General features: G+C 69.2%; 21 protein-coding genes, 1 tRNA gene and 1 pseudogene. 8 read left to right on the top strand and 15 right to left on the bottom strand.

Annotated features, from left to right (window positions below; all coding sequences use genetic code 11):
• Positions 1-35: 35 nt before the first annotated feature.
• Complete coding sequence (apbC, locus tag LDO11_RS05280) at positions 36-884, bottom strand: iron-sulfur cluster carrier protein ApbC (protein WP_129136184.1); 849 nt, start codon at positions 882-884, stop codon at positions 36-38.
• A gap of 171 nt (positions 885-1,055) precedes the next feature.
• Between apbC and LDO11_RS05275 the strand changes: the two genes are divergently transcribed.
• From LDO11_RS05275 to rnfB, 5 genes and pseudogenes are all read left to right on the top strand, one after another.
• Positions 1,056-3,869, top strand: coding sequence for a TonB-dependent receptor plug domain-containing protein (locus LDO11_RS05275; RefSeq protein WP_232140614.1), 2,814 nt, complete (start codon positions 1,056-1,058; stop codon positions 3,867-3,869).
• Positions 3,870-3,989: 120 nt separating this feature from the next.
• Positions 3,990-4,418: a DUF2147 domain-containing protein gene (locus LDO11_RS05270; protein ID WP_343226097.1), complete on the top strand. Its 429-nt coding sequence runs from the start codon at positions 3,990-3,992 to the stop codon at positions 4,416-4,418.
• Positions 4,419-4,566: 148 nt separating this feature from the next.
• Entirely contained in the window at positions 4,567-6,630 is a 2,064-nt protein-coding gene (gene metG / locus LDO11_RS05265; RefSeq protein WP_232140613.1) for a methionine--tRNA ligase, read from the top strand.
• An 11-nt stretch (positions 6,631-6,641) separates the two neighbouring features.
• Complete coding sequence (locus tag LDO11_RS05260) at positions 6,642-7,247, top strand: HAD family hydrolase (protein ID WP_232140612.1); 606 nt, start codon at positions 6,642-6,644, stop codon at positions 7,245-7,247.
• A 59-nt stretch (positions 7,248-7,306) separates the two neighbouring features.
• Positions 7,307-7,714 (top strand): annotated as a pseudogene (gene rnfB / locus LDO11_RS05255) (Rnf electron transport complex subunit RnfB); the annotation flags it as partial.
• Positions 7,715-7,743: 29 nt separating this feature from the next.
• Here rnfB and LDO11_RS05250 read toward each other — a convergent pair.
• From LDO11_RS05250 to LDO11_RS05220, 7 genes are all read right to left on the bottom strand, one after another.
• A complete protein-coding gene (locus LDO11_RS05250; RefSeq protein ID WP_232140611.1) occupies positions 7,744-9,324 on the bottom strand; it encodes a tetratricopeptide repeat-containing sulfotransferase family protein in 1,581 nt (526 codons plus the stop codon).
• Positions 9,321-10,283 (bottom strand): TraB/GumN family protein, encoded by a 963-nt coding sequence (locus LDO11_RS05245; RefSeq protein WP_232140610.1) that lies wholly within the window; start codon positions 10,281-10,283, stop codon positions 9,321-9,323. The genes LDO11_RS05250 and LDO11_RS05245 overlap by 4 nt, the downstream gene beginning before the upstream one ends.
• Before the next feature lie 25 nt (positions 10,284-10,308).
• A complete protein-coding gene (locus LDO11_RS05240) occupies positions 10,309-11,253 on the bottom strand; it encodes a DUF1684 domain-containing protein (RefSeq protein WP_232140609.1) in 945 nt (314 codons plus the stop codon).
• Positions 11,253-13,070 carry a DNA mismatch repair endonuclease MutL gene (gene mutL / locus LDO11_RS05235; protein WP_232140608.1) on the bottom strand — a complete coding sequence of 606 codons (1,818 nt, stop codon included), beginning with the start codon at positions 13,068-13,070 and terminating at the stop codon, positions 11,253-11,255. Before mutL ends, LDO11_RS05240 begins: the two co-directional genes overlap by 1 nt.
• Positions 13,071-13,137: 67 nt before the next feature.
• Positions 13,138-14,751 (bottom strand): N-acetylmuramoyl-L-alanine amidase, encoded by a 1,614-nt coding sequence (locus LDO11_RS05230; protein ID WP_232140607.1) that lies wholly within the window; start codon positions 14,749-14,751, stop codon positions 13,138-13,140.
• Between the two features lie 87 nt (positions 14,752-14,838).
• A complete protein-coding gene (gene tsaE, locus LDO11_RS05225; protein WP_435574602.1) occupies positions 14,839-15,330 on the bottom strand; it encodes a tRNA (adenosine(37)-N6)-threonylcarbamoyltransferase complex ATPase subunit type 1 TsaE in 492 nt (163 codons plus the stop codon).
• Positions 15,327-16,820, bottom strand: a complete 1,494-nt coding sequence (locus LDO11_RS05220) for an NAD(P)H-hydrate dehydratase (RefSeq protein WP_232140606.1) — start codon at positions 16,818-16,820, stop codon at positions 15,327-15,329. The genes tsaE and LDO11_RS05220 overlap by 4 nt, the downstream gene beginning before the upstream one ends.
• 23 nt (positions 16,821-16,843) lie before the next feature.
• Between LDO11_RS05220 and queG the strand changes: the two genes are divergently transcribed.
• On the top strand, positions 16,844-17,920 hold the full coding sequence (gene queG / locus LDO11_RS05215) for a tRNA epoxyqueuosine(34) reductase QueG (RefSeq protein ID WP_129136194.1): 1,077 nt from the start codon (positions 16,844-16,846) through the stop codon (positions 17,918-17,920).
• Between the two features lie 94 nt (positions 17,921-18,014).
• Here queG and pgi read toward each other — a convergent pair whose 3' ends face one another.
• The 6 genes from pgi to pcnB all read right to left on the bottom strand — a co-directional run bounded on the left by pgi (position 18,015) and on the right by pcnB (position 23,753).
• A complete protein-coding gene (gene pgi / locus LDO11_RS05210) occupies positions 18,015-19,538 on the bottom strand; it encodes a glucose-6-phosphate isomerase (RefSeq protein WP_232140605.1) in 1,524 nt (507 codons plus the stop codon).
• A complete protein-coding gene (panD, locus tag LDO11_RS05205; RefSeq protein WP_232140604.1) occupies positions 19,538-19,918 on the bottom strand; it encodes an aspartate 1-decarboxylase in 381 nt (126 codons plus the stop codon). The genes pgi and panD overlap by 1 nt, the downstream gene beginning before the upstream one ends.
• A gap of 100 nt (positions 19,919-20,018) precedes the next feature.
• Positions 20,019-20,870, bottom strand: coding sequence for a pantoate--beta-alanine ligase (gene panC / locus LDO11_RS05200; RefSeq protein WP_232140603.1), 852 nt, complete (start codon positions 20,868-20,870; stop codon positions 20,019-20,021).
• A 145-nt stretch (positions 20,871-21,015) separates the two neighbouring features.
• Complete coding sequence (gene panB, locus LDO11_RS05195) at positions 21,016-21,816, bottom strand: 3-methyl-2-oxobutanoate hydroxymethyltransferase (RefSeq protein ID WP_232140602.1); 801 nt, start codon at positions 21,814-21,816, stop codon at positions 21,016-21,018.
• Positions 21,817-21,839: 23 nt separating this feature from the next.
• Complete coding sequence (gene folK, locus LDO11_RS05190) at positions 21,840-22,394, bottom strand: 2-amino-4-hydroxy-6-hydroxymethyldihydropteridine diphosphokinase (protein ID WP_129136199.1); 555 nt, start codon at positions 22,392-22,394, stop codon at positions 21,840-21,842.
• Between the two features lie 6 nt (positions 22,395-22,400).
• Positions 22,401-23,753 (bottom strand): polynucleotide adenylyltransferase PcnB, encoded by a 1,353-nt coding sequence (gene pcnB, locus LDO11_RS05185; protein ID WP_232140601.1) that lies wholly within the window; start codon positions 23,751-23,753, stop codon positions 22,401-22,403.
• Positions 23,754-23,906: 153 nt separating this feature from the next.
• Between pcnB and LDO11_RS05180 the strand changes: the two genes are divergently transcribed.
• Both LDO11_RS05180 and fdxA read left to right on the top strand, forming a co-directional pair.
• Positions 23,907-23,982, top strand: a tRNA-Glu gene (locus LDO11_RS05180).
• Between the two features lie 133 nt (positions 23,983-24,115).
• Positions 24,116-24,439: a ferredoxin FdxA gene (gene fdxA, locus LDO11_RS05175; RefSeq protein WP_100322374.1), complete on the top strand. Its 324-nt coding sequence runs from the start codon at positions 24,116-24,118 to the stop codon at positions 24,437-24,439.
• A gap of 154 nt (positions 24,440-24,593) precedes the next feature.
• Here the strand turns inward: fdxA and LDO11_RS05170 are convergent, their stop codons facing one another.
• On the bottom strand, positions 24,594-25,931 hold the full coding sequence (locus LDO11_RS05170) for a DEAD/DEAH box helicase (RefSeq protein WP_232140600.1): 1,338 nt from the start codon (positions 25,929-25,931) through the stop codon (positions 24,594-24,596).
• Positions 25,932-26,000: the final 69 nt, after the last annotated feature.

Raw genomic sequence — 26,000 nt, 5'->3', positions numbered from 1 at the left:
GCTTCGGCGGCTCATGGCGGCGGCCCGACGCCCTGTCAGAGCAGCGCGGCGCCAATCGGCATCGAAGCCCGCGGGCGCTTCTCCAGCTCCTCCACCAGACGGCGGGCCACATCGCGGTATGCCATCGCCGCCGCGGAATCCGGCGCGGCAACCACCACCGGCGCGCCCGCATCGCCCTGCTCCCGGATCTTCCGCTCCAGCGGCAACGAGCCGAGCAACGGCACGCCATACTCCGTCGCCATCTTCTGTCCGCCACCCTCACCGAACAGATGCTCGGTATGGCCGCAGTTCGAGCACACGTGCTGCGCCATGTTCTCGACCAGGCCGAGCACCGGGATCGACACCTTCTCGAACATCCGCAGCGCCTTGCGCGCATCCAGGGTGGCGACATCCTGTGGCGTGGTGACGACGACCGCACCGGCCACCGGGATCTTCTGCGCCAGGGTCAGCTGGATGTCGCCGGTGCCGGGTGGCAGGTCGACCAGCAGGTAGTCGAGGCCCGTATCGCCGCCCCACAGGGTGTCGTTGAGCAGCTGCTGCAGCGCGGAGGTCGCCATCGGGCCGCGCCAGATCATCGGCGTGTCCGCTTCCACCAGGAAGCCGATCGACATCGCTTCGATCCCATGCGCGCGCATCGGTTCGATGTGCTTGCTGTCGGGGCTTTCCGGCCGGCCCGAGAGGCCCAGCATCACCGGAATGCTCGGGCCGTAGACATCGGCATCCAGCACGCCGACGCGGGCACCCCCCGCCGCCAGCGCAAGCGCCAGGTTGACCGCGGTGGTGGACTTGCCCACGCCGCCCTTGCCGGAGCCGACGGCAATGATGTTGCGGATGCGCGGCAGAGGGGACAGGGTGCCCTGCGGGGCGCGGGCCTTGATCTGCATGACAGACACCGTGAAAAGAATGGGGGGCGGCCATTGTCCCACCCATTCATATGTGACACCGGCGTTTAATGCGTGTTAGGTTCGGCCCGTTGCCGGGGATTTGCGTCTTGACAACACTGCAGCGCCAAGAAAGTTCTTGGGTTTCATCTACTTGCAGAACAGGAAGACTGAATGAAAGTTCATGCAGCACGCCGATCACGGCTGACCACGGCCCTTCTCGCCGCCCTGATGATCCCCTCTGCCGCGGTCGTGGCACAGGATGGGACGCAGGATTCGCAGGACGCCCGGACCCTTGATCGCGTCACGGTGACCGGGTCGCTGATTCCCCAGGCACAGATCGAGACCTTCACACCGGTGACGGTGATCACCGCCGAAGACATCCAGGCGCGCGGCTTTGCCAGCGTCGCCGACATCCTGCAACAGAGCGCGTTCTCGACCGGTGGCGTACAGGGCTCACAGTCGTCGGCCTCGTTCACCCAGGGCGCGGAAACAATCAGCCTGTTCGGCCTTCCGCCGGGATATGTCAAATACCTGATCGACGGCCGGCCAATGGCCAACTACCCGGCCCTGTACAACGGCAGCGACACCTTCAACAACATCAGCGGCATTCCGGTCGACCTCATCGACCGCATCGAGATTCTGCCTGGCGGCCAGTCGTCGCTCTACGGGTCCGACGCGATCGCGGGCGTCATCAACGTCATCCTGAAGAAGGAGATGAACGGGTCGGCGCTCAATATCCGCGGTGGCACCTACAGCGAGGGCGGCGGCAACAGCTTCCGTGCCAGTTTCGCCACCGGTTTCCAGTCGGCGGATGGACGTACCAATGCCCTGCTGGGCATCCAGTACGAGGACCGCGACGCGATCTGGGGCTACGACCGCGAGCTCACCAGCCAGTTCAACACGAACGGTACTTCCGCGCCGCTCGCCAGTCGCGACTATCTGGTGGTCAGCCCGTTCAACAGCTACCGCTTCCTGGACCCCAACAACTGTGCCAACGTCACCGGCCAGTTCGGAGGCACCGTGGGGCTGCAACGGCGTCCCGGCTTCGGTGACGAATACTACTGCGGCTCGTTCTCCACACCCGGCTACCGCACCCTGCGCAACAGCAAGGAAGCGACCCAGGTCTACGGCAACCTGACCTTCGAGATCAATGACAGCACGCAGCTGTACGCCAATGTGCTGCATTCCGACGAAAAGGTCGGCTACCACGTCGGTTCCAACTACACCTGGTGGGGCAGCAACACCGAATCGATGGGGTATTACTTCTACGACCCGGACCTCGACGACCTCGTCAGCCTGCAGCGTGCCTTTGCTCCGGAGGACATGGGCCCCGGAGGCTTCGACAATTCGATGCAGTTCGACGAGAGCAAGTCCACCCGCGTTTCGCTGGGCGTCAACGGCGTGTTGGGCGACTCCACGTGGGACTACGACGTCGGATTCACCCGCACCGACTACGAGCTCGATGAGGTCGGCTTCGTTCGCTGGGCCGGTCCGATGGACGCCTACTTCCGCGATCGCGTGCTGGGGCCGCAGCTCGGTCTCGACCCGCTCTACGGCGCATACCCGGTCTATTCGCCGGACTACGCTGCGTTCTATCAGCCGATGTCCCCGGACGATTTCGCACGGCTGACCGGCTACGCGACATCGCAGTCGAAGACCGTCGACCAGATGTTGCGCTTCCAGATCACCAACGCCCAGCTGTTCGGGCTGCCGGGCGGCGATGCCGGGCTTGCGGTGGTCGCCGAAGCGGGTAGCCAGGAATGGCGTTACGACCCGGATCCCGGTTACCTCGACGGCACGATCTGGGGCACCACCGCGGTCTCCGGTGGCGGCGAGCGCGATCGCTATGCGCTGACCACCGAACTGCGCATGCCGGTCCTGGAGCCGTTGACGGTGACGCTGTCCGGTCGCTACGACGCCTTCAAGCCGGACGGCGGCAGCACCATCGACAAGCCGACGTACAGCCTTGGCCTCGAATACCGTCCGATCGATGAGCTGCTGGTGCGCGGCAAGTACGGCACGGCCTTCCGCTCGCCGACGCTGTCGGACCTGTACCAGGGCGAGAGCGGCTACTACACCTTCGTGACCGACTATTACCGCTGCAACCAGCTGGGCTTCGAGCCCGGCAACACGTCGCAATGCCCGGCGGCGCTGAGCAACCGGCAGGTGTTCGGCACGCAGGAAGGCAGCCTCGACCTGCAACCGATCAATGCTGACGTCTGGAGCCTGGGCGTGGTGTGGTCGCCGATCGCGCGCATGTCGTTGAACGTCGATTACCACAATTGGGATATCTCCGACGAGGTCACCCAGCAGAGCTCCAACAACCTGATGCTGCAGGAATACCGCTGCCGCACCGGCATCGACGACATCAATTCGCAGCTCTGCACCGCCACGCTGTCGCAGATCACCCGCAACCCGGCCACCAACCTGGTTACCGAGATCTACACGCCGAAGATCAACGTGTCCCGGCAGACGCTGGAAGCAATCACGGCGGGCCTGAACTACACCATGGACGTCGGCATCGGCTCCCTGTCGTTCCGCGGCAACTACACGCAGAAGCTCGACCATCAGTACCAGCAGTACGCCGAAGACCCGAACATCGACCTGCTGAACGATCCGTACTGGAGCGCGGATCCCAAGCGCAAGGCCGACGCTTCGGTGACCTGGTCCACCGACCGCTGGGCGACCACGCTGTACGCCAACTGGTTCAGCCAGACGCCGAACTATCGTGCGGAAGTGGTGGGCAACTACGATGATCCGCTGTCACGCAAGCTGCCCTCGCATCTTGTGTACAACGCGACCGTCTCGTTCTCTCCGATCGACGAGCTGCAGTTCTCCCTGCTGGTGAACAACCTGTTCAACAAGATGCCGCCGATGGACTGGTCCTACCCCGGCACCAGCGGGGCACCGTACAACTCGAACAACTTCAACGTGTACGGACGCGCGGTCTACCTCGAGGCGCGTTACCTGTTCGGGCAGCGCTGACCACCGGGTTTGCACCATCCAGCGACCCCGCTCCGGCGGGGTCGCTGTCTTCATGGACTCGCGTCGGCCAGGCGCTTATCTTTCCGGCCCAGGCGGGCCATCCGCGATACGGAGAACACAATGAAATTTTCCAAGTGGGTCCTGCTTCTGGGTCTGCTCCCGGCGCTGGCGTTCGCACAGTCCGGCCCCACCGGCCGCTGGAAGACCATCGACGACGAGACCGGCCGCGCCAAGTCGATCGTCGAGATCCGGCAGCTCGATGACGGCTCGCTGTCGGGTACGGTCGTCGAAATCCTGCAATCCGACCGCGGCCCGAACCCGACCTGCGAGAATTGCACCGGCGCCAACAAGGACAAGCCCATCCAGGGCATGACCATCCTGTGGGGATTGCGCGCCGATGGCACCAACGCCTGGGCCGGGGGCACCATCCTCGACCCGACCAAGGGCAAGACCTACCGGTCGAAGGCCCAGCTGATCGACAACAACCGACTTGGCGTTTCCGGCTGCGTGGCCTTCATCTGCCGCGAGCAGGTGTGGCAGCGCGAGTAGGGGGTCCACACCGCGGAAGTCATAGCGGCCCGGCATCTGTCGGGCCGTTTGCGTTCCAGGGTGCGCCAGACCGCCCTTGCCGGTTGTGCGGCCCGGCTGCGGCAGGGCCGCATGCGATAATCGGCCAACTTCCGTATCGATGCCGTCCATGTCGCGCCACGCCCTCGTCACCACCGCCCTGCCCTATGCCAATGGCCCGCTGCACCTGGGTCACCTGGTCGGCTATATCCAGGCCGACATCTGGGTGCGGGGGCGCAGGCTCGCCGGTGATGTGGTCCGCTTCGTGTGCGCCGACGACACCCACGGCACGCCGATCATGCTGGCCGCCGAGAAGGCCGGGGTGACGCCGGAAGCCTTCATCGCGAGCGTGCAGGCCGGCCACGAAGCCGACTTCGCCGCCTTCGGCGTCGCTTTCGACCATTACGACTCCACGCACTCAAAGACCAATCGCGAGCTGACCGCGCGCTTCTACACGCGCCTGGATGCGGCCGGCCATATCAGCCGGCGGTCGGTGGCGCAGTTCTATGACCCGGCCAAGGGCATGTTCCTGCCGGACCGCTACATCAAGGGCACCTGCCCGAAGTGCGCGACGCCCGACCAGTACGGCGACAACTGCGAATCCTGCGGCGCCACCTATTCGCCCACCGACCTCAAGGAACCGCGTTCGGTGCTGTCCGGCGTGGCGCCGGAACTGCGCGACTCCGAACACTTCTTCTTCGAGGTCGGCCATTTCGAGGGCTTCCTGCGCGAGTGGCTCGCCGGCGACGTCGCGCTGCCCGGCGTCAAGGCCAAGCTGATGGAATGGCTGGATGCCGAGGGCGGCCTGCGCGCCTGGGACATCTCACGCGATGCGCCCTATTTCGGCTTCGAGATCCCCGGCCACCCGGGCAAGTACTTCTACGTGTGGCTGGATGCGCCGATCGGCTACCTGTCCAGCTACAGGGCACTGTGCGAACGCAACGGCGAGGATTTCGAGCGCGTGCTCTCGCCCGGTTCCGACATCGAGCTGCACCATTTCATCGGCAAGGACATCGTCAACTTCCACGGGCTGTTCTGGCCTGCGGTGCTGCACGGGGCCGGCCACCGCGCGCCGACGCGGCTTCACGTCAACGGCTACCTGACCGTGGACGGCGCCAAGATGTCGAAGTCGCGCGGCACCTTCGTGATGGCGCGCACCTACCTCGACAGCGGTCTCGAGCCGGAAGCGCTGCGCTACTACTTCGCCGCCAAGTCCTCCGGCGGCGTCGACGACCTTGACCTCAACCTCGGCGATTTCGTCGCCCGGGTGAATGCCGACCTGGTCGGCAAGTTCGTCAACCTCGCCAGCCGCTGCGCGGGCTTCATCCACAAGCGCTTCGACGGCCGACTGGCCGGGGAACTCCCCGATCCCGTGCAGTACCAGCGCTTCGTCGCCGCACTGGGCCCGATCCGCGAGGCATACGCCCGCAACGACCCGGCGAGCGCGATCCGCCAGACCATGGCGCTGGCCGACGAAGCCAACCGCTACATCGACGAACGCAAGCCGTGGGTGATCGCGAAGCAGGACGGCGCGGATACCGAGCTGCAGGCGGTGTGCACCCAGGGCCTCAACCTGTTCCGCGTGCTGGCGGGGGCCCTCAAACCGATCCTGCCGCGCACCACCGCCGAAGCCGAAGCCTTCCTGTCGGCGCCCGTCGCCGGTTGGGACGAGCTCGCACAACCGCTGCGCGACCACGTCATCCAGCCCTACACGCCCCTGTTCACCCGCATCGACCCCAAGCTCATCGACACCATGACCGAAGCCTCCCGCGACACCCTCAACCAGGCCGCAGCCCCCGTCGCCACGCCTGCGCCCCAGGCGAAACCTGCGCCCGCTCCGGCGGATGCCGCCGCGGGCGCTCCCACCATCGGCATCGACGACTTCGCGAAGCTCGACCTGCGCATCGGCAGGGTGCTCGCCTGCGAGTTCGTCGAGGGCTCCGACAAGCTGCTGCGCTTCGAACTGGACGCCGGCGAGCTCGGCACCCGGCAGATCTTCTCCGGCATCCGCGCAAGCTATGGCGAACCGCAGCAACTGGTCGGCCGCAACGTGGTGTTCATCGCCAACCTCGCGCCGCGCAAGATGCGTTTCGGCCTGAGCGAAGGGATGATCCTGTCGGCCGGCTTCGATGGTGGCGCGCTTGCGCTGCTGTCCGCCGACGAGGCCGCCGCGCCCGGCATGCCGGTGCGCTGAACCACGACGCCATGGATGGCCCGTCGCGGCAGCTGGCGCTGTTCGATTTCGACCACACGGTCACCCATTGCGATACCTATTCGCGGTTCCTGCGCCGCGTCGCGACGCCCGCGCAACTGGTGCGGGCGCGATGGGCGATCGGGCCGTGGCTCGTCGGTTATCGCGCCGGCGTGGTCCCGGCGGCCGGCATCCGCCGCCGGGTGACGCGTTTCGCCTTCGCCGGTCGTGACGCTGGCGAGATCGCCGAACACGCTGTCGACTATGCGCGCGACGAACTTCCCGGGCTGGTGCGGCCGGAGGCGTTGCGGCGGATCGAATGGCACCGCGAGCAGGGCCATGCGCTGGTGCTGGTATCGGCCTCGCTCGACCTCTACCTCGCGCCATGGTGCGAGGCCCATGGATTCGACCTTGTCTGCAACCGGCTCGAACAGCTCGACGGTCGCCTGACCGGGCGCTACCAGGGCGACGATCTGGGCGCCTGCAAGGCACGCGAAATCCGCGCGCGATTCGATCCCGCGGCATTCGAGCGCGTGTACGCATACGGCGACAGCCGTGAGGACCGGCCGATGCTGGCACTTGCCCACGAACGCTGGTACCGCGGCAGGCGCATTGCCTGAACCCGGCAGGGCGCGCCCGCGGCGGCGATAATGCCCACCTGTCCGCGCACCCGCATCGAATGACCGCTCCCGCCCTGCTTGTCGAACGCCTCGACCGCCTGCTGCCGCAGACCCAGTGCGGCCAGTGCGGCTTCGACGGTTGCCGCCCGTACGCGGAGGCGATGGCGATGGGCGAGGCCGATATCGACCGTTGCCCGCCGGGTGGCGATGCCGGCGCCCGCGCGCTTGCACACGCGACGGGTCGCGTGCCGCGTCCCTACGACCGCGCTCGCGGGCTGCACAGGCCGCCGCTGGTGGCGCTGGTGGTGGAGCCCGACTGCATCGGCTGCACCAGGTGCATCAGGGCCTGCCCGGTCGACGCCATCATCGGCGGCGCCAAGCGCATGCACGTGGTCATCGAGCCGCTGTGCACCGGCTGCGAACTGTGCGTGCCGGCCTGTCCGGTGGACTGCATCGTGCTGGTGCCGCCGCCGGGCGACGCGCCTGCCGACGCCGCTCAGGCCGACGTATCGACCAGTCCCGCCTCGCGCAGCACCGCGAGCGCATCGTCGAGCCCGTCGCCGTAACGCTTCCAGCGGCCGATCGAGGTGTCGTAGATCGGCGAGCGCACCTGCACCAGGCTCGCGGTCGCCACCGGTGCCGCGTTCTTCTCGAAGGCCAGGCAGGCGTCATCCCAGGGCAGGCCGCAATGGTCGAGCAGCCGCCGCGTCTGCGCTTCCTGGTCGCGGACGACGTCCTCGTATCGCACCTCGAGGATGCGCCCGGGCAGGCGCTCGTGCCAGAACGCCATCAGCCGGTCGAACAGCACGTAGTAGCGGGCGGTATCGACGACGTCGAACGAATAGTCGTAGTACGGCGACGACAGCGCGAACAGCTGCCTGAAGTTGCCGAGCACGGTGTCCATCGGGTCGCGTCGCAGGCAGATCATGCGCGCCTCCGGCAGCGCGCGTGCGATGAATCCAGCATACAGGAAGTTGTGCGGCAGCTTGTCGATGAAGTGCGGGCTGCTGCCGGTGAGCGGGCGCGTACTGTCGATGTACTGCCGCCCGAGCACGGCCGGATCCACCTCGACCGCCCGCGTGAGCGTGTCCTCGTCGAGCATCGGCGGCGTGGTGCTTGCGGAAAGGCGCTTGAGCGCCACGCCGAAATTCTGCAGCTCGCCGGCCGAGGCGACATCCGGATGGCTGGACAGGATCCGCTCGACCAGGGTGGTCCCGGAGCGCGGCATGCCGAGGATGAAGATCGGCTCCGCGCTCTGGTGCCCCGTGCGCTGCGGTGCGGCGTCGTACGCGCGCCGCACCGCGTCGAAGACCCGCTGGTCGCGGCCGATGTCGTAGTCCAGGGTCGACCGCCAGGCGGCCTTGCCGGCGCGCAGATGCTGCAGGGAGCGCGCATGCTCGCCAAGATCCGACAGTTCCTTTTCCAGCGCGAGGTTGATGTAGAGCCTGCCCGCGGCGCCGTCGGCCGTGGCCAGCAGAGCCTGCAGCCGCTCGATGTGGTTGCTTCCGGGTTGCTGGCGTCGCAGCTGGGACAGCGCCAGGTGCGCCTTCCAGTAACGTGGGTCGAGGGCAAGGCAGGCTTCGTACTCGCGCTCGGCCCCGTCGAGGTCACCGACGAACATCAGCGCCGTCGCCAGGTTGAAGCGCATGTTGGCGGCACCCGGCTGCAGCTGCACCGCTTTGGCGAACATCGCCGCCGCATCCGCATAGGCATTGCACTGGCTGAACACCACGCCCAGCGTATCGAGCGAGATCGGATCCGAAGGGTCCAGCGTCACGGCGTGTCGCGCTGCCTCCAAGGCCTCACGCATCGCCCGTGCGCCGGACAGCACGCGCGCGAACTGGGCGAGGTAGTCCGGGCGCGTGGGACTGAGCTGCACGGCGCGTCGCAGGTGCGCATACGCGCGACGGTTGTCGTGCTGGTGCACCGCCGCCACGCCGGCGACGAAATGCACGCCGCCGTGGTCGTCGCAGCGCGGCAGCAGCGAGGACGCGAGCGCGTAGGCGCGCGGCCAGTCGCTGCGGTTCAGCGCATCGACCGCCTGCCGGTAGACGGGCGCGGGATCGGGCGGGTTCAAGGCGTCGCCGGTTCCACGCGCTCCACCTCGTAGCCACGCTGCTGCAGCTTGTGGACCACGCCGTCCTCGCCGAGCAGGTGCAGCGCGCCGACCGCGACCAGGCTGTCGCCGGGCTCGGCGAACAGCGCCTCGATCTTCGGCAGCCACGCGTCGTTGCGGGCAACGTTGATGCGGTGATAGAGCGCCGGGTATTCGGTACGCATGCGCACCGCCATCTCGTTCCACAACGTGCGCTCGTCGCCGCGGCGCCAGGCGTCATGCAGGCGGTCGAGTTCCTGCGCGCCCTTCTCGCCGCTGGAGTCCAGCGCCTCGCGCAGGAACTGGAGCTGTTCGGGGCGGTGCATGCCATCGAGGAAGGCGATCTGCGCCTCGCCGGTTTCCAGCCCGACGGTCTCCTTGCCGGCCTCGGCGGCACGCTGCGCTAGGTGGCTGTCGAGCCCGAGCGAAGGATCGAGGCCGTGGCCGGTCATCTCCACCAGGGTGACGGTCAATGCGATGAACCACGGCTCGAACCTCTGGACGCTCTGCGCGGTCAGCCCCATCGGCTGCACCCGTGCCGCATTGCCGGCCAGCCAGGTCTGCAGTGCCTTGGCGGTTTCCGGCGGCAGCTCGCTGTCGAGCAGGGTGCCGTCGGTGCGCATGCCCGCCTGCGCCATCTTCAGACCGAGCGTGGGCGAGTTCATCTCGGCCGGATCGAGTTCGAGCACCAGACGTTGCGAGGCCTGGAGTGCGTCGTCGATTGCCGGGGCGACCGGATAGTCGTCGGGCCGCAACAGATGGAAGGTGCCGAGCAGGTACACGGTGTCCTCGCCCTTGCTGGCCTTCCACAGCAACGGCACCGGCGGCGCCTTCGCGGCCGCGGTCGGCGCCGGGCCCGGGGCAGGCTGCGCGGCGGTCAAGCCACCTGCGGCGAGGGCGCCCAGCAGCGTCAGCGCGGCGAACGATGTTTTCAGGTTCATGCGAGGTCCTTTCGATCGAGGAATTTCAGAGCACTTCGCCCGGATACGCCTGTTCGCCCGCTTCGATCGCCAGCCGCAGGCGGTTGCCCGGCGGCGGAAGCGGACAGGTGGCGTGGCGGACATAGGCGCACGGCGGGTTGTAGGCACGGTTGAAGTCGAGCACGAGCCGGCCGCTGCCGTCCGGATCCGGGGCATCGAGATAGCGTCCGGCGCCGTAACTGCCATGGCCGCTGGTGCCGTCGGCGAACATCACCAGCAGGCCGTCGCCGCCGTCCACGGCCTCCAGCCGCCATGACTGGCCGTCGCGGTCGAACTCCACCGCGCCGGGGTTCGGCATCGCGTCCACCTGGCCCACGATGTTGACGATGTCGAGCGTCTGTCCGGGCGGGTGCGGCACCCACGTCGCCTGCATCCTCCATGAGGGGTCCGGCGACCAGAACCGCAGTCCGGCGAACCGGCTGCGTGCCGGCGCGTCGAGGTGGCGCACGCGCAGGGCGTGGCGGCCACCGCGTTCGATCAGGCCGAGCTCGCCGCGGCCGTTGTCGAAGCCGATCCGCGTGGGTGCTTCATCGCGATCCGGATGCAGCCGCACCCGTCCCTTCAGCGGCTCGCCGTTGACGGTCAGTGCGACACCGCGCTCGGAGGTGAGGTACACCTCGCCCGCTTCCTGCTGCACCAGCGCCAGTCGCGGCGGGCCAATGCCCAGGTCGATGCCCGCGCGCGGCCCGTTGCCGATGTAGTGGGCCCTGAGTTCGAGCCAGTGCAGCCCGACCAGGGTGGTCCAGCCATCGTCGGCCTGCAGCGCGCGCGCACGCTCCAGCCGCCACTGCTGTTCGCCGCCCACGTAGTCGGGGTCGATCGCTGCGGGGCCGATGTCGCCGCCTGCCTCCCGCGCACACGCGGCCAGCAGGAGCGGCAGTGCCAGGCACAGCCAGCCCCATCCCCACCGACGTTCCCCGTGTTTGTGCATCAGCGTCCCCGCATGAACCAGCGATCGATCTCGGCCAGGCTGAACCGCGTCCAGGTCGGACGCCCATGATTGCACTGGCCGGAGCGTTCGGTCTCCTCCATCTGACGCAGCAGGGCGTTCATCTCGGGAACGGTGAGCCTGCGGTTGGCACGTACCGAACCATGGCAGGCCATCGTCGACAGCAGCTCGTCGCGCGCACTGCGCACGCGGCGGCTGTGGCCGTGTTCGCGCAGGTCGGCGAGCACGTCGCGCAGCAGCGCCTCGGTATCGCCCTGCGCCAGCAGCGCCGGCACGCCACGCAGCAGCAGCGACTGCGGGCCGGCACGCGAGACGTCGAAGCCGAGTTCCGCCAGTACGGCGGCCTCGCGTTCGGCGATATCGGCCTCGCGTTCGGCCACCGCCACCGTCTGCGGCACCAGCAGCGGCTGCATGCGAAGGCCTTCGCTGTCGTGCGCGGCCTTCAGCTTCTCGTAGCCGATGCGCTCGTGCGCGGCATGCATGTCGACGACGATCAGGCCGTCGGCGGCCTGGCTCAGGATGTAGATGCCATGCAGCTGCGCCAGCGCGAAACCCAGGGGCGGAATGCCGCGCTCGTCGGCATCCGGCAGCGCCTGGCTGCCCGCGACCACGGCCACGCCGTCGGCGAGCGCCGGCGTCGTCGCGCCATACAGCGCCGCGTAGCCGGCACGCAGCTCGTCGACCCGCAACGCCAGATTGGACTGTTCGCGGGGCTCTACGCGGCCTGCCCAGGATGCTGGAAGCGCCGAGGTCGGGGACGGCTGCGGTGACGACGCATCCGATGCCACCGCTGCGCCGAGGCCTGCGCGGGTGTCGGCCAGCGCGCCCTGCAGGGTGCGGTAGACGAACTCGTGCAGCAGGCGTCCGTCGCGGAAGCGCACCTCATGCTTGGCCGGATGCACGTTGACGTCCACGCGCGTGGGGTCGAGTTCCAGGAACAGCACGTACGCCGGCTGGCGACCGTGGTACATCACGTCGGCGTACGCCTGTTTCACCGCATGGCTGATGCTGCGGTCACGCACAGCGCGCCCGTTGACGTAGAGATGCTGCTGGTCGGCACTGGCGCGCGAATACGCCGGCCGCGCGATCCAGCCCGACAGCCGCAGCCCCGCGGCGCTGTGGTCGACGCGCAACGCCTGGCGCGCGAATTCGGCGCCCAGGGTTTCCTCAAGCCGGCCGTCCTCGAACAGCGAGCCACCACCGCGGTAGCGCCGCAGCGGCTTGCCGTTGTGGCTGATGCGCAGCTCGACGTCAGGCCGGGCCAGCGCCAGCGAGCGCAGCCAGTCCTCGACATGGCCGAGCTCGGTGCGCTCGGCACGCAGGAACTTGCGGCGTGCCGGCACGTTGTAGAACAGGTCACGGACCTCGACGGTGGTGCCGGTCGGGTGCGCCTTCGGCTCCAGCGCGCCCAGCTGCCCGCCTTCCACCGCGAGTGCGCTGGCATGGGCGGCATCGACGGTACGCGACACCAGCAGGAAGCGGCTGACCGACGCGATCGACGGCAGCGCCTCGCCGCGGAAACCGAGCGTGGCGACCGCCTCGAGATCGTCGAGCGATGCGATCTTGCTGGTGGCGTGGCGCGAAACCGCGAGCGGAAGCTCGTCGGGCGGGATGCCTCCGCCGTCGTCGCGCACCCGGATCAGGCGTACGCCGCCTTCCTCGAGTTCGATGTCGACGCGCCCTGCCCCCGCGTCCAGCGCGTTCTCCACCAGTTCCTTGACGACGGATGCCGGGCGTTCGACGACCTCGCCGGCGGCGATCTGGTTGGCGAGGGTCTCGGGTAGCTGGCGGATGCGCACGGGGTCTGCTGCAACGGATCAACCGCGATGATAGCGGCTGCACCCGCGCGTGCGCCCCGCGGCCGGCTCAGGGGCTGCCGCCCTGCCCGTTGCTGCCTGCCGCGGCGGCAGCGCGCGCGGCATACAGCGTGCCCGGCGGCGGCTGGTTGGAGAAATAGGTGTTGACGCCGTCGAGCACCGCACGCGCCACGGTGGACTGGAAGCGCGGATCGATCAGCCGCTGCTCCTCTTCCGGGTTGGAGAGGAACGCGGTCTCCACCAGCATCGCCGGCATGTCGGATGTGCGCAGTACCGCGAAGTTGGCGCGCTCGATGTGCGGCTTGTGGTTGTTGCCGATACGCTTGAGCCCGGCGAGCACATGCTGGCCGGCATCCTCGGATGCCTTCATCTGCCCGCTCTGGGTGAGGTCGAGCAGCACCGATGCCAGCGTGCCGTCGGCTTCCTGCAGGCGCACGCCACCGATCAGGTCGGCGGCGTTCTCCTTGTCCGCCAGCCAGCGGGCACGCTGCGACGACGCCCCGCGCAGCGACAGCACGTACACCGAGGAACCCTTGGCATTGCGGTTGGGAGCGGCATCGGCGTGGATCGAGATGAACATGTCGGCGCCGGCCTGGCGCGCCAGCTGGGTGCGGCGGTTCAACGGCAGGAACACGTCGCGGTCGCGGGTCAGGTAGGCCTTGAGGCCCGGCGTGGCATCCACCTGCCGCGCGAGTTCGCGGGCGATGGCCAGGGTGATGTCCTTCTCGCGCTGGCCGGTCGGGCCGACCGCGCCGGGATCCTGCCCGCCATGCCCGGCATCGATGGCGATCACCAGCGGGCGCGTGCCGGCGGGGCTGATGGCGCGCGCGAGGGGCGGCGCCGGCGTGGCGCTGGCCTGCGGTGCGCGCGTCGCGGGCGCCGGGGATTGCTGTGGGGCCGCGGGAGTGGCCGCGGGGCGTGCTGGCGGCGGTGTGGCGGCCGCGACCTGCGCCGCGGCGGCTGCCGGAGGCGTGGCGCGGGACGCGGCGATTTCCGAGATCAGCCGCGAGGTGGCCGCACTCGACGCGGCGACGTCATCGCCTTGCGGACGGGCCGCAACCGACGCCGGCGCCGGCCGTGGCGTGGGAGGCGGCTGCACGCTCCCGGCGATCAGCCGCGAGGTCGCGTCGTTTGACGCCGCGACCGGATCGACGCTGGGCGCAGCAGGTACGGCCACAGCGGGCACCGGGGCCGGAGCCGGAGCCGATCCGGCGCCTGCCACGGCCGCGGCGACCGCCGGGCCGGACACGACATCGCCATCGTCCGGCCATTCCAGCACCAGCCGCACGCCATTGGCGGCGGGCTCGAAACGCGGCTTCAGCGCGACCACCGGCTGGTGCAGGTCGAACACGATCCGGCTGGTACCGGGCTGGGGCTGGCCGCTGCGGACCGCCTTCACCAGGCCTGCCGGCGCCGGCAACTGCAGGTTCCGTGGCAGCGTGGTGCCCGGGAGGTCGACCACCAGCCGATGCGGATCGGCGAGGTTGAGGGTACGGAACTCGACTTCGGCGGGCAGCACCAGCTCGGCGCGGGTGCCGGTGGCGCCGGCAGCGAGCTGTACACCGCCGACTTCCGCGGCTTTGGCCACGACACTCCAGACAAGGCCGGCCAGGAGGGCCAGCCCCAACAGAAGTTCCTGGATTCGAGCTCCCCGGGCGCGCATTGCCGTAGTCAAGCACCAGAGGGTTTTGTTTGCAAGATGTTTTCCCTTATGAATCCGCCACCTGCCGGCCCTTCCTGCGCCGGTGGTTCAGGAAACCGTCACAAGTGCGGCATCGTCCAGCCGATCCAGCCAGGCCCGGCCCGTGGGCGAACAGGCGTCGATGCGGATCGCGCGGCCGGCCCCTGCGATCGCCAGATGCACGGCCAGATCCGGGGCCGGCAGTGCCCCGGCCCCGCGCTGCGGCCATTCGACCAGCCACAACGCGCCTGCGGCCTCGTCCAGACCGAGGAATTCCAGTTCACCGGGATCGCCGATCCGGTACAGGTCGAGATGCAGCGCCTCCCGCCCACCGGGCAACGGATAGCGTTCGACCAGCGTATAGGTCGGGCTGCGCACCGTGCCCTGCACGCCGAGGTGCCTGAGCCAGGCGCGGGCGAGCGTGGACTTGCCCGCACCCAGGTCGCCATGCAGATGCACGACCGCGCCACCGTGCGGTTGCGATTCCGCAAGCCTCGCCGCCAGTGCGGCGGTGGCGGCAGGATCATCGAGCTGCAGCTCCAGGGTGTGGCCGGTACTCACGGATTCGCAGCCCTGCGCAGATGGGAAAACAGGTCCGACGGCAGCAGGCCACGTTCGCCGCCGCCGTCGGCCGCGCGGTCGCCGGCATGCGCGTGCAGCAACGCACCCGCGGTCGCGGCGTCGAACGGATCCATGCCCTGCGCGCGCAGTGCCGCCACGCAGCCGGTCAGCACATCGCCCATCCCACCGACCGCCATGCCCGGGTTTCCGGCCGCGATCAGCCGTGGCATGCCGTGAGGTATCGCCACCAGGCTGCCGGCGCCCTTCAGGATCACGCAGCAGCCGTAGCGCGCTGCCAGCGCCTGCACCGCAGCGTAGCGGTCACGCTGCACACCGGCGACATCGCATCCGAGCAGGCGCGCGGCCTCGCCCGGGTGCGGGGTCAGCACCGTATCGGCCGGCAGGCGATCACCACGGCGGGCGAGCAGGTTCAGCGCATCGGCATCGAGGACCAGCGACCGGCCACTTGCGAGCGCCGCCGCGTACAGCGCCTCGCCCCAAGCTGCAGTCCCCAGCCCGGGGCCCACCGCGACGACGGTGGCGGCATCGAGCAATGGCTGCAGCGAGGACACATCGTCCACCGCGTGCGGCATGGCTTCCGGGCGGCGCGCCAGCATCGGCGCCACGTGCGTTGCGCGCGTCGCCACGCTGACCAGCCCGGCACCACTACGCAGCGCGCCCTCGGCGGCCAGCAGTACCGCGCCGCCCCTGCCATGGTCGCCCCCGACGCACAGCACATGGCCCGCATCGCCCTTGTGGCTGTTGCGCGGCCGCCGCGGAAACCACCCGCCCAGCGCTGCCGGGCCGAACCACTGCGCATCGGCCTGCACCCGCGCGTGCACTGCCGCAGGCACGTGCAGCGTGTCCAGCAGGCGCTCGCCGGCATGGTCGATCGCCGGGCCGGTCTGCAGCCCCAGGTGCGCGGCAAGGAACTGCAGCGTCAGCGTGGCGCGGACAGCGCCGTCGTGCACTTCACCGCTGCCGGCATCCACGCCGCTGGGCACATCGAGCGCGAACACCGGCGCATCGGCTGCGTTGATCGCGTGCAGCAGCGCGGACAGGTCCGCATCCGGCGCGCGCGCGAGGCCGATGCCCAGCACCGCATCCACGACCAGGTCACAGGGCTCAAGCGGGCCCTCGAACGTTCCGACGTTGCCGCCTGCGGCGATGAATTCCCGCGCAGCACGTTGCGCCAGCGCGCTGCGCGGCATGTACGCCTGCGCGTGCACCACGCGCACGTCGCGACCGGCCTGCAACGCATGCCGCGCGAAGACATGGCCATCGCCGCCGTTGTTGCCGGGGCCACACACCACCACGATCCGTCTTGCCTGCGGCCAGCGCGCCAGCGCGACCCTGCAGGCGGCTGCACCGGCGCGCGCCATCAGCGCAAATCCGTCGCCACCGGCATCCTCGATCGCGGCCTGCTCCAGCACCCGCAGCGCGGCGTTGGCGTACAGGAAACCGGACGCGCCGGGTGCGGATTCGCTCATGGGCGCGATTCTATACTTCGCCGGTGAATGCGCCCGCGCCCCGTCCGATCGATCTCGACGCCCATGCACTGGTCGCACAGATCCGCGATCTTGCGCGCGATGCGGGCTTCCAGCGCATGGGCATCAGCGGCATCGAGCTCGGCGAGGACGAAGCGCACCTGCGTTCGTGGCTCGCCGAAGGTCTGTACGGCACCATGGAATGGATGGCGCGCCACGGCGATCGCCGCGCGCGACCGGCGGAGCTGGTGCCGGGCACCCTGCGGGTGATCTCGGTCGGTCTCGACTACGGCCCGGACGACCACGACGACAGCTGGCGCACACTGGCCGACGGCAGCCGTGCCTACGTCGCCCGCTACGCGCTCGGCCGCGATTACCACAAGCTGATGCGGAACCGGCTGCAGAAGCTCGCCGACCGCATCGCCGGCCTGGTCGGGCCATTCGGGCACCGGGTGTTCGTCGATTCCGCACCGGTGCTCGAACGGGCGCTGGCACGCAATGCCGGCCTGGGCTGGATCGGCAAGCACACCTGCCTGATCGACCGCGACGGCGGTTCGTGGTTCTTCCTCGGCGAGATCTACATCGACCTGCCGCTGCCCGTCGACCCGCCGGCAACCGCGCACTGCGGCACCTGCACGCGCTGCATCGACATCTGCCCGACCGGTGCCATCGTCGCGCCGCAGCGGCTGGATGCGCGGCGCTGCATCAGCTACCTGACCATCGAGCACGACGGGCCGATTCCCGAACCGCTGCGTGCGCCGATCGGCAACCGCATCTTCGGCTGCGACGACTGCCAGCTGGTGTGCCCGTGGAACAAGTTCGCCCGGCGCCACGACGAGCCCGACTTCCGCGTGCGCAACAACCTCGACACGGCGACGCTGGCGGAACTGTTCGCCTGGACCGAAGAGGAGTTCCTGCAGCGCACCGAGGGCTCGGCGATCCGCCGCAGCGGGCACCGGCGCTGGCTGCGCAATATCGCGGTGGCCCTGGGCAACGCGCCGACCACCGCGGAAACGCTCGAGGCTCTGCGCTCGCGCCGGCATTCGGGCGACGCGCTGGTCGACGAGCATGTCGACTGGGCATTGCGCCGGCACGGCGTGTAGCGGGTAGACGGGGCACGGCGCCCCGGCCGAATACGCGGGGTTATCCGATCGCCATTCTTCCCCGATCGCGCGCGACCCGCGATCGCTGCGGGCGTCAGCGCCGCGAGGCGATCTCCGCCAGCAACGCGCGCGTCACCGGGTCCTCCACCCGCGCCGGCTCGCCCTTCACCGCCGGCAGCAACTCGCCGGCGATGCGCTTGCCCAGCTCCACGCCCCACTGGTCGAAGGCGTTGATGCCCCACAGCACCGACTGCAGGTAGACGCTGTGCTCGTAGAGCGCGATCAGCGCACCCAGCGAATGCGGCGTCAGCGCGTCGAGCAGCATCAGCGTCGACGGCCGATTGCCGGGATAGCGCTTCTGCGCATCCTCGGCCGCATGGCCATTGGCCAACGCCTCGGTCTGCGCCAGCAGGTTGGACAGCAGCGCGGCATGGTTCTCGGCATAGGGGTGATCGGGCCGCACGGTGCCGATGAAGTCGGCCGGCACGCTCTGGGTGCCCTGGTGCAAGGCCTGGAAGAAGCTGTGCTGTGAATTGGTGCCGGCACCACCCCACAGCACCGGCACGGTGTCCACGTCCGCCGGTTCCCCATCGGGGGTGACCGACTTGCCCAGGCTTTCCATCACCAGCTGCTGGAGGTAGGCCGGCAGCAGCGCGAGGCGCTCGTCGTAGGGCAGCACGGCATGTGTCGGCAGGCCGAGGCCGTTGCGGTTCCACACCGCGGTCAGCGCATGCAGCACCGGCAGGTTGGCGTCGAGCGGCGCCTCGAGCACGTGCGCGTCCATCTCCGCCGCGCCTTCCAGCAGGGCGTCGAAGCCGTCCATGCCGATCGCCAGTGCGATCGCGAAACCGACCGTCGACCACAGCGAATAACGCCCGCCCACCCAGTCCCACATCGGCAGCACGCGCGCGGGATCGACGCCGAACGCCTGCGCCTTTTCGACGTTCGCGCTGACGGCATACAGACGTTCGCCCCCACCCAGCCAGTCACGCAGGATGGTGCCGTTGAGCAGGGTTTCCTGGGTGCCGAAACTCTTCGACACCAGGATCGCCGCGGTCTTCGCCGGGTCCAGCCCACGCAGGCGATGAAAAGCATCACTGCCGTCCACATTGGTCAGGAAGTGCACGCGGAAGCGCCCGCTGTGCGCATCCTTGAGGGCATCGACCACGAGCCGCGGGCCGAGATCGGACCCGCCGATGCCGACGTTGACGATATCGGTGACCGCCGACGCCGCCAGCGCATCCACCATCGACGCCATGCGCGCACGCGCACCCCGCGCCTGCGCATGTGCGTCCTGCGCCACCGGCGTGGTGCCGAGCGCGGAGCGCAGTGCCACGTGCAGGGCCGGGCGCTGCTCGGAAGGATTGACCATCGCACCGTCGAACAGCGCGCGCAACGCGTCCTGCAGGCCTGCGTCGGCAGCCAGTGCATACAGGCCGGCCAGCGCCTGGTCATCGAAGCGCTGGCGGGCGAAGTTGGCATACAGCGGACCGACACGCAGCGACAGTGCGGTTGCCCGCGCCGGATCGGCACCGACCAGCCCGGCGATCCGGGTATCCGCGAGGCGGCGCGCGTGCGGCGCCAGCGCCTGCTGAAGCCGTCGCGCCGCCGCCGACATCAGGCTGCCTGCGCCGGGATCGAGTCGTTGGTGTGCGTCATCCGGTTCTGCCGGTCGACATACACCAGGCTCGGCTTGAACACCGCGGCTTCGGCCTCGTCGCAGGCGCCATAGGCACAGATGATGACGAGGTCGCCGCAGGCCGCCTTGTGCGCGGCCGCGCCGTTGACGGAAATGATCCCGCTGCCGGCTTCGGCGCGGATCGCATAGGTCGCGAAACGCTCGCCATTGTCGATGTTGTAGATCTCGATGCGCTCGTATTCGCGGATGCCCGACAGGTCGAGCAGGTGCCCGTCGATCGCGCAGGAGCCTTCGTAATGCAGCTCCGCGTGGGTGACGGTGGCACGGTGGATCTTCGCTTTGAGCAGGGTCAGTTGCATGGCATCGGCCCGCGCGAACGGGAGCTGCGGGACGTGGGGTCCGCGGAAGCCGCCAGTATATGCACCCCCTGCCGCATCGCAACAAACACCACGGCGGGATTCAGCCGCCGCTGCCGAACCCGAGGTTGTCGATCAGCCGGGTGGTTCCAAGGCGTGCGGCCACCAGCGCCACGCGCATGTCATCGCTGTCCCCGGGTATGCCGAGTGCGGGGGTGCGCACCACCGCGTAGTCCACCCCGAAGCCGGCGGTATTCAGGGCGTCCCGCGCCTGCGCCTCCACCACCTCGCGCGGCGCGCCGGCGAGGCTCTGCCCGCGCATGCGCTGCAGGGTGGCATGGATCAACGGTGCGATGGCGCGCTGTTCCGGAGTCAGGTACTGGTTGCGCGAGCTGAGCGCCAGGCCGTCGCTGTCACGCACGATGGCACCTGCCAGCAGCTCGACCGGGAACGCCAGATCGCGCACGAGGTGGCGGATCACCGCCAGCTGCTGGTAGTCCTTGAGCCCGAACGCAGCGACGTCGGGCTGCACCTGCAGGAGCAGCCGCGACACCACCGTCGCCACGCCGTCGAAGTGCCCGGGGCGCTGCGCGCCTTCGAGCACCCCGGTCACCCCCGGCACCGACATGCGCACCGCATTGTCGACACCCAGCGGGTACATCGTCTCCACCGAAGGCGCCCACATCAGGTCGCAGCCGGCGGCGGCAAGGCCGTCGGCATCGGCTTCGGGCGTGCGCGGATAACGCGCGAAATCCTCGTTCGGCCCGAACTGGGTCGGGTTCACGAACACGCTGGTGACGACGCGATCGGCATGCGCACGGGCGAGGCGCACCAGCGAATGGTGGCCGCTGTGCAGGTTGCCCATCGTCGGCACCAGGCCCACGCGCAGGCCCTGCTGCTTCCAGCTGCGGATGCGCGCGCGCAGGGTGTCGAGGCTGTGGACGATATCGATCATGCGGCAGGTGGTGGCGGGAGGCAGGGAATTCTCGCAGATCACCTGAGGGCAGCACGCGGTCTGCGCTCAAAATCGGGATTGCGCAAAACCAACCCGCGCGTGCGTCACCGCGCTCCCTTCGATCCGCGCATCTCGCGGCAACCCGTTACCTGTACGAGTGCTCCGCCGCCGGAAAGCTGCCATCGCGCACCGCGGCGACAAAGGCCTGCACGGCACCGGCCACCGAACCGCCCTCGGCGAGGAAATCACGGACGAAACGCGGTCGGCGGTGGCCGCTGTCGAGGCCGAGCATGTCGTGCAACACCAGCACCTGGCCGTCGCAATGCGCGCCGGCGCCGATGCCGATCGTCGGCACCGCGCTTGCCGCGGTGATGCCGGCCGCCAGCGGTGCGGGCACGCCCTCCAGCACGATCAGTGCGGCGCCGGCCTCGGCGACCTGGCGGGCTTCCTCGCGCAGCCGATCGGCGGCGGCGGCCTCGCGGCCCTGCACCTTGAAACCACCCATCCGCAACACCGCCTGCGGGGTCAGCCCGAGATGCGCGCAGACCGGAATCTCGCGCTCAACCAGAAAGCGAATCACCTCGAGCTTGGGACCGGCGCCCTCCAGCTTCACCATGCCGGCGCCGGCCTGCAGCAGCCGGGTCGAGGCGTCGAGCGCGCGCTCGGGCGTGGCATCGGCCTGGAACGGCAGGTCCGCGACCAGCAGTGCGCGGCGGATGACCCTCGCAACGCACGCCGTGTGATACGCGATGTCGTCGACGGTCACCGGCAACGTGGAGGCGTGGCCCTGCACCACCATGCCGAGCGAGTCGCCGATCAGCAGCAGTTCGACGCCGTTGGCGTCGAGGACGCGCGCGAAGCCGGCGTCATAGGCGGTGAGCATGCTGAGCTTGCGGCCGGCGCTGCGCGCGGCGAGCAGGTCGGGAACGGTGATGGGCTTGTCCATGGCCGGAGTGTAGCCCTGCCCGCTTACAGGTGCCGCCCGGGCCGGGGGCCGTCCTCGTCCAGACGCACCACCCCGCCGTCATCGATGGCCGGCAACAGCTCGCGCGCAGCGCCCACGCCCGGGATCGACGCATCCGCCCACACGTCCAGCAGCGGACGCAGCGCGAACGCGCGTTCGTGCAGGTGCGGATGCGGCACGCGCAGGCCCGGCATGTCGATGCGCTGTTCGCCATAGAGCAGCAGGTCGAGATCCAGCAGCCTCGGGCCCCATCGCAATGCGGGGTCGTCAGCGCGCACGCGGCCGTGTGCGGCCTCGATGCGCAGCAGCGCATCCAGCAGCGTGCCGGGTGCCAGGCCGGTCCGCAGCCGCGCAACCGCGTTCACGAACGCAGGCTGGTCCTCGCGCCCCCAGGCCGTGCTCCGATACAACGGTGAAGCCGCCAGCAGGACGGTCCCGGGCAAGGCCGCCAGCGCGTCGAATGCACTGCGCAGGGTGGCCGCGGGTTCGCCGAGATTGGCGCCCAGGCCGATCGCGGCTTCGACCGTCGGCGCCGGCCCGTCACCCGGCGATGCGCACATGCGCTGTCAGCCAGCGTCGGCGGACGCCGGGCGACGCCGCCGGCGACGGCGCTTGCGCGGCTCATCCGCGTCGCCATCACCCTCGACATCGGTTGCCGGCGGATGCGCGGCGATCGCATGGTCGGGATCGTGCTGGGCCTCGCGCCAGAACGCGACGTCCTCGGCGTGGCTTCCCGACGCGGCGTCACGCAGCACCAGGAAGTCGAACGCGGCGCGGAAACGCGGATGCGCGAGCGTGCGCACCACCCGCTTGCGCTGGCGCAGTGGCAGGCGGGTCTGCAGCAGCCAGATCTCCTGCATCGGCAGCGAGAAGCGGCGTGGCAGCGCGATGGTGGCGAGCTGGTGCAGGGTGACCCGATCGGCGGCGCGGCGCTGCGCTTCCGCGGCATGGGTGCCCGCCGCCTGCAGGCCGATCAGCGCATGGCAGTACGCAGGCCACAACAGCAGCGCGAACAGGAACGCCGGCGACACCGGTTCGTCGGCCGCCACCCGCGCATCGGTATTGCGCAGGCCTTCGAGGATGAATTCGCGCAGCACGCCGCTGCGGTTGCGCGAAAGCGCCGCGGCGCTTTCCGGGAACAGGATGGGCAACAGCCCGTGCGCCTCGAGGCCGAGGAAACTGGCTTCGCCACGTCCCGAGAGGAACAGCTTCAGGCATTCTTCGAACAGTCGCGCCGGCGCGGCTTCGCGCAGCAGTGGCGCCAGCACCGCGATCGGCGCGGCCGTGGCCGGATCGATGGTGAAGTCCAGCTTCGCCGCCAGCCGGACGGCGCGCAGCATGCGCACCGGATCCTCGCGGTAGCGCTGCTCGGGGTCGCCGATCAGCTTGAGCACGCGGTTCTGCACGTCCTCGAAGCCGCCGACGTAATCGCGCACCGAGAAGTCCTCGATCGCGTAATAGAGCGCGTTGGCGGTGAAGTCGCGGCGGATCGCGTCCTCCTCGATCGTGCCGTAGACGTTGTCGCGCAGCAGCCGGCCACCTTCGTGGGTCTCGCGGTCGCCGCTGCCGTCGTCGGCATTGGAGCGGAAGGTCGCGACCTCGACGATCTCGCGCCCGAACACCACGTGGGCGAGGCGGAAGCGCCGGCCGATCAGCCGCGAGTTGCGGAACAGCGCGCGCACCTCGTCGGGCGTGGCATCGGTGGCGATGTCGAAGTCCTTGGGCTGCAGCCCGATCAGCAGGTCGCGGACGGCGCCGCCAACCAGGAAGGCGCCATGCCCGGCCTCGCGCAGCCGGTAGAGCACGCGCAGTGCGCCGGGGCTGATGTCCTTGCGGGAAATCGGGTGGTGTTCCCGGGCGATGGTGCGCAGCACGGGCACGGGAAGGAGCGCGGGGAGGGAATCGGGGGTCTGGGTCATCAAGTGCTTCTGGAAAAAGGTCCGCGAAAAGTTCTCTCGGGCGGACGCGGGGACGACACAACGGCGTCCTTGTGTTGCTATACTAGCAAGCTGCACGGGACATCACGCTCCGTACAGGCCGGTCGTCCAGCCGGTGGCCCCCGGGCCGACATCGCTCCCTTCGTCTAGAGGCCTAGGACGTGGCCCTCTCAAGGCTAAAACACGGGTTCGAATCCCGTAGGGAGCGCCATCTTCCGAAAGCCCGCGTCGCAGGACGCGGGCTTTCTTCTTTGTACGCGCGCGGATGCGAACCGCTCGCACCGCCGGTCGGGCACGTGGCTTAAACTTGCGGGCCTGGCTGTCGTGCTGCCACGAGGAATTCCATGCCTTTCGTCGTCACCGAGAACTGCATCAAGTGCAAGTACACCGACTGCGTCGAGGTGTGCCCGGTCGACTGTTTCCACGAAGGCCCGAACTTCCTGGTGATCGATCCGGACGAGTGCATCGACTGCACCCTGTGCGAGCCGGAATGCCCGATCAATGCGATCTACCCGGAGGACGACGTTCCCGCCGGGCAGGAACACTTCGTGGCCTTGAATGCCGAACTTTCGCGCGACTGGCCGGTGATCACCACCCGCAAGGAGCCGCCCGCCGACGCCAAGGACTGGGAAGGCAAGCCCGACAAGCTGCCGCTGCTCGAACGCTGAGCGCGGTACGGCGCGGGGAGCTTCGAACCGACGCCGACAACCCGCTTCACGACAGGGAAAAGGCCGCGCATGCGCGGCCTTTTCCTTTTTGCACCCGGGCAGATTGCCGCTTCCCCGCCGCGGCCTCAGCCGCGACCGGGAAACGGCCGGTGCATCAGCCGCGGACCGAAGGCCGCTGGCCGCTGCGCCCATCGGCGCGCGAGCCACGGGCCTGGCGCGGGCCGGCGTGTGCATGCGCACCACGCTCCTGCGGCTTGCCGTGCGCGCGATGCGCCGGCTTGCGCGCGGCGCCACCCGGGGCACGTCCGCCGCCACCACGCTTGGCCGACTGCATCGGGCCGTCGAGGCGGATCGGATGCGTCGGCGCATAGCCTTCAACTTCCACCATCGAGATGTCGGCCTTGAGCATGCGCTGGATCTGCCGCAGCAGGATCGCCTCGTCGGCCGAGACCAGCGACAGCGCCTCACCCGTCGCGCCGTTGCGGCCGGTGCGGCCGATGCGGTGCACGTAGTCCTCGGCGACCATCGGCAGGTCGTGGTTGATCACCAGCGGCAGGTTCGGGATATCGAGCCCGCGCGCGGCGACGTCGGTGGCGACCAGGATGCGCGCCTTGCCGGACTTGAACTGGTCCAGCGCCTTCTGGCGTTGCGCCTGGCTCTTGTTGCCATGGATCGCGACTGCCGGCAGGCCGGCCTTCTCGAGCTGTTCCGCGAGACGGTTGCAGCCGTGCTTGGTCTTGCCGAACACCAGCACGCGGTCGGTGTGGCGCTTGCTGAGGATGTCGACCAGCAGGTCGCGCTTGCGGCCGGAATCGACCGGGTGCGCACGGTGCACGATGGTGTCGGCAATAACGTTGTTCGACGTCACCTGCACCTGCTGCGGGTTACGCATGATCTCCAGCGCGAGCGCACGGATACGCGGCTCGAAGGTGGCCGAGAACAGCAGCGTCTGCCGCTGCGCGGGCACCTTGGCGAGGATCCGCTTCATGTTGGGCAGGAAGCCCATGTCGAGCATGCGGTCGGCCTCGTCGAGCACCAGCACCTCGATGGCATCGAGCTTGGCGTAGCCGGACTGCATGTGGTCGAGCAGGCGGCCCGGGCAGGCCACCAGCACGTCGACACCGCGCTTCAGGTTCTCGATCTGCGGCTGCATGCCCACGCCGCCGAACAGCGTCGTCACGTTGAGGCGCAGATGGCGGCCGTACGCCTTGATGCTGTCGGCCACCTGCACCGCGAGCTCGCGGGTCGGCACCAGGATCAGTGCGCGCGGCTTGCGCGGGCCCTTGGGCGGGGTTTCCTTTGCGAGACGCTGCAGCAGCGGCAGGCCGAAGGCAGCGGTCTTGCCGGTACCGGTCTGGGCGCCACCCAGCAGGTCGTGGCCGGCCAGCACCAGCGGGATCGCCTGGGCCTGGATCGGGGTGGGCGTGGTGTAGCCGGTTTCGGCCAGCGCACGCAGCAGCGCGGGCGAAAGCCCGAGGGTTTCGAATTGCATGGATGTCTCCTTGACCCATCGCACGCCTGGCCGGTCTTCCGGCGTCATGGCGCACAAAGTCCGTGCCCG

Origin of the sequence: Alterluteimonas muca, assembly GCF_021191595.1 — a bacterium.
Lineage (GTDB): Bacteria > Pseudomonadota > Gammaproteobacteria > Xanthomonadales > Xanthomonadaceae > Luteimonas > Luteimonas muca.
This window is presented reverse-complemented; position numbering and strand designations above follow the sequence as displayed.

Excerpts from the sequence above, each read along its gene's own strand:
- LDO11_RS05230 (WP_232140607.1), bottom strand. The coding sequence starts at position 14,751 with ATGCGCGCCCGGGGAGCTCGAATCCAGGAACTTCTGTTGGGGCTGGCC.
- pcnB (WP_232140601.1), bottom strand. The coding sequence starts at position 23,753 with ATGACCCAGACCCCCGATTCCCTCCCCGCGCTCCTTCCCGTGCCCGTG.
- LDO11_RS05270 (WP_343226097.1), top strand. The coding sequence starts at position 3,990 with ATGAAATTTTCCAAGTGGGTCCTGCTTCTGGGTCTGCTCCCGGCGCTG.
- metG (WP_232140613.1), top strand. The coding sequence starts at position 4,567 with ATGTCGCGCCACGCCCTCGTCACCACCGCCCTGCCCTATGCCAATGGC.
- folK (WP_129136199.1), bottom strand. The coding sequence starts at position 22,394 with ATGTGCGCATCGCCGGGTGACGGGCCGGCGCCGACGGTCGAAGCCGCG.
- fdxA (WP_100322374.1), top strand. The coding sequence starts at position 24,116 with ATGCCTTTCGTCGTCACCGAGAACTGCATCAAGTGCAAGTACACCGAC.
- LDO11_RS05260 (WP_232140612.1), top strand. The coding sequence starts at position 6,642 with ATGGATGGCCCGTCGCGGCAGCTGGCGCTGTTCGATTTCGACCACACG.
- LDO11_RS05240 (WP_232140609.1), bottom strand. The coding sequence starts at position 11,253 with ATGCACAAACACGGGGAACGTCGGTGGGGATGGGGCTGGCTGTGCCTG.
- LDO11_RS05220 (WP_232140606.1), bottom strand. The coding sequence starts at position 16,820 with ATGAGCGAATCCGCACCCGGCGCGTCCGGTTTCCTGTACGCCAACGCC.
- apbC (WP_129136184.1), bottom strand. The coding sequence starts at position 884 with ATGCAGATCAAGGCCCGCGCCCCGCAGGGCACCCTGTCCCCTCTGCCG.
- panB (WP_232140602.1), bottom strand. The coding sequence starts at position 21,816 with ATGGACAAGCCCATCACCGTTCCCGACCTGCTCGCCGCGCGCAGCGCC.
- pgi (WP_232140605.1), bottom strand. The coding sequence starts at position 19,538 with ATGTCGGCGGCGGCGCGACGGCTTCAGCAGGCGCTGGCGCCGCACGCG.
- LDO11_RS05275 (WP_232140614.1), top strand. The coding sequence starts at position 1,056 with ATGAAAGTTCATGCAGCACGCCGATCACGGCTGACCACGGCCCTTCTC.
- panC (WP_232140603.1), bottom strand. The coding sequence starts at position 20,870 with ATGATCGATATCGTCCACAGCCTCGACACCCTGCGCGCGCGCATCCGC.
- LDO11_RS05245 (WP_232140610.1), bottom strand. The coding sequence starts at position 10,283 with ATGAACCTGAAAACATCGTTCGCCGCGCTGACGCTGCTGGGCGCCCTC.
- panD (WP_232140604.1), bottom strand. The coding sequence starts at position 19,918 with ATGCAACTGACCCTGCTCAAAGCGAAGATCCACCGTGCCACCGTCACC.
- LDO11_RS05170 (WP_232140600.1), bottom strand. The coding sequence starts at position 25,931 with ATGCAATTCGAAACCCTCGGGCTTTCGCCCGCGCTGCTGCGTGCGCTG.